2 protein-coding genes and 1 pseudogene are annotated in these 2,832 nt (G+C 71.2%); all 3 read right to left on the reverse strand.

Features of this window, described 5'->3' with window-relative positions; all coding sequences use genetic code 11:
- Positions 1–998 (reverse strand): annotated as a pseudogene (gene phzE, locus AC4OR5_RS30850) (phenazine biosynthesis protein PhzE); the annotation flags it as partial.
- Entirely contained in the window at positions 995–1,618 is a 624-nt protein-coding gene (gene phzD, locus AC4OR5_RS30855; RefSeq protein WP_003093625.1) for a phenazine biosynthesis protein PhzD, read from the reverse strand. The gene phzD and the pseudogene phzE, both read right to left, overlap by 4 nt.
- Complete coding sequence (gene phzC, locus AC4OR5_RS30860) at positions 1,615–2,832, reverse strand: phenazine biosynthesis protein PhzC (protein ID WP_003460076.1); 1,218 nt, start codon at positions 2,830–2,832, stop codon at positions 1,615–1,617. The genes phzD and phzC overlap by 4 nt, the downstream gene beginning before the upstream one ends.

Below are 2,832 nucleotides of genomic sequence, written 5' to 3' on the forward strand. Positions count from 1 at the left end.
TCGCCGCCGATCAGCGCCGCCACCCCGCTGTAGTAGCCGCGACCCTGCGGCTCGTAGCGGCGGATCACCCGGCAGGCGCTTTCCAGCGGGCTGCCGGTGACGGTCGGGGCGAACAGCGTCTCGCGCAGCACCTCGCGCACGTCGCGGCTGGTCTGGCCCTCGATGAAGTACTCGGTGTGCGCCAGGTGCGCCATCTCCTTGAGGTAGGGACCGAGCACCCGGCCGCCGTCCTCGCAGATCCGCGCCATCATCTTCAGCTCCTCGTCCACCACCATGTACAGCTCGTCGGCTTCCTTGCGGTTGTCGAGGAATTCCATGACCTCGGCCAGGTTCGGCCCGGCCGGCGGGTAGCGGTAGGTGCCGCTGATCGGGTTCATCACCGCCAGGCCGTCGCGCACGCTGATGTGTCGCTCGGGCGAGGCGCCGACCAGGGTGCGTTCGCCGGTGTGGACGATGAAGGTCCAGTAGGCGCCCTTCTCGCGCAGCAGCAACTGGCGGAAGAAACTCAGCGCGCTGGCCGTGGCGTAGCCGTCGATGCGCGCCTGGAAGCGCCGCTTGATCACGAAGTTGGCGCCTTCGCCGCGACCGATCTCGTCGGCGATGACCCGCCCGACCACTTCGGCGTAGGCCTCGTCGTCGAGGTCGAAACCTTCCTCGCTCAGTTCCAGCGCTTGGTTCGGCAGCAGCGCCAGGGCCTGCTCCAACGGCAGCAGTTCCTGCTCCAGAACCTTCAGCGCCAGCAGCGGCGTGCCGTCGTCGAGCGCCTCGAAGCCGCGCTCGGCGATCTGCCGGTAGGGAATCAGCGCCAGCAGGTCATGGCGCGGCAGGCCCGGGCCGGGCTCGTCCAGCGGCAGGTCGGCCAGGCCGTGCAGTTCGAGCGTCTCGCCGCGAATCACGTCGAGCAGGCCCGGGCCATTGCTTTCCGGGCGGTAGAGCAAGGCGAACGGCGCCGGCCGTTCGAGCAGGCGCTGCAACAGCGATGTGGGCAGGGCGTTCATTCCAGCACCTCGTCGGTGGTGACCACCATCGCGCAGCGGCTGGCGGCGTATTCCAGGGCCATGCGGTGGTGCGCCTCGCTGAAGTCGGCGATGGCGTCGGCCACCAGGAACGGCTGGATGTCGTTGGAGTAGGCGTCGACCGTGGAGATCAGCACCCCGACGTGGGCGTATACGCCGCACAGCACCAACTGGTCGCGGCCGGCGGCGCGCATCCGCTGGAGCAGGTCGGAGTGGAAGAAGGCGCTGTAGCGCCACTTGGTCAGCAGCCAGTCGTCCGGCCCCGGCGCCAGCTCCTCGACCACTTCGCGGTCGGCCGGACTGGCGCGCATGCCCGGCCCCCAGAAGTCCTTGAGCAGGCCGCGCTGCTCCTCGGTCATGCTGCCCGGCTGGGCGGTGTAGGCGATCTGCACGCCCTGCTCGACGCACCAGCGGCGCAGCCGCGCGGCGTTGGCCACCAGCCCGGCGCGCAGGCTCTCGGGCAGCGGGCGCAGGAAGTAGCGCTGCATGTCGTGCACCAGCAGCACCGCGCGCCGCGGCTCCAGGCTCCAGCGCGCCAGGTTGGCCGGCAACTGCTGGGCGGTCGGCAAGGGATAGGCGGTGATTTCGGGAATGCCGCTCATGCCACGGTCTCCAGGGGGAAGGTTGCGCTCGGGATCGCTTCTGCGCCGGACCAGGCCATCACCGCGCTGAGCGCCTGCCAGGGGTTCAGCCGCGGATCGCAGAGGCTGGTGTAGTGCCGGCCGACCTGGTGCAGGCCGCTGGAATCGGCGACGCACTCGGTGACGTCGTCCGGGGTGGTCTCCAGGTGCAGCCCGGCGGCCACGCCGCCGGAGCCGGACACCGCCAGGCGGAACGCCGCCACCTCCTCGGCGATGCTGCGCACCAGGCGGGTCTTGTTGCCGCAGGGCGCGACGATGGTGTTGCCGTGCATCGGGTCGCTCAGCCAGATCACCGGGTGGCCGGCCGCGCGCACCGCTTCCACCAGCGGCGGCAGGCGCTCGCCGACCTTCTGCGCGCCCATCCGCGCGATCAGCGTCAGGCGCCCCGGCTCGCGGCGCGGGTCGAGGCGCTCGCAGAGCGCCAGCAACTGGTCGCGGCCGATCTCCGGACCGACCTTGCAGGCCACCGGGTTGAGCACCTCGGCCAGCAGCGCCACATGGGCGCCGTCGACCTGGCGGGTGCGCTCGCCGATCCACGGCCAGTGGGTCGAACCGAGATAGACCCGGCGCTGCTCGTCCTCGCGCAGCATCGACAGCTCGTAGTCGAGCAGCAGCATCTCGTGGCTGGTCCAGACCGGCGAGGCATTCGCCTCCTGCCCGGACGCGGCGTCCCAGCCCAGGTGGCGCATGATGTTGCGCGCCGCCGCATAGCCCTTGAGAATCCGCTGCGGATCGGCCCGGCGCTGCTCGGCATGGGCCTCGCGGCCGTTGACCATGTCGCCGCGATAGACCGGCAGGGTCTGCTCGCCGACCTGCTCGTGCGGCTTGGAACGCGGCTTGGCGTACTGCCCGGCGATGCGCCCGACGCGGATCACCGGCCGCCGGCCGGCCAGGCGCAGGGCGCCGGCCAGCAGTTCCAGCACGGCGGCCTTGCGCGCCACGTTCTCGGCATGGTGGTCGTCCATGTCCTCGGCGCAGTCGCCGCACTGCACCACCAGCGCCTCGCCGCGGGCGACCCGCGCCAGGGTCGCGCGCAGGGCCAGGATGTCGCCGGCGCGGATCAGCGCCGGACTGCCGCGCAGGTACGCCTGCACGTCGCGCAGGCGCGACGGATCGCCCCATTCGGGTTGCTGCAGCGCTTCGCAGCGCCGTACGCGTTGCAATAGATCGTCCAT

This window comes from Pseudomonas sp. YA1 (assembly GCF_058680555.1).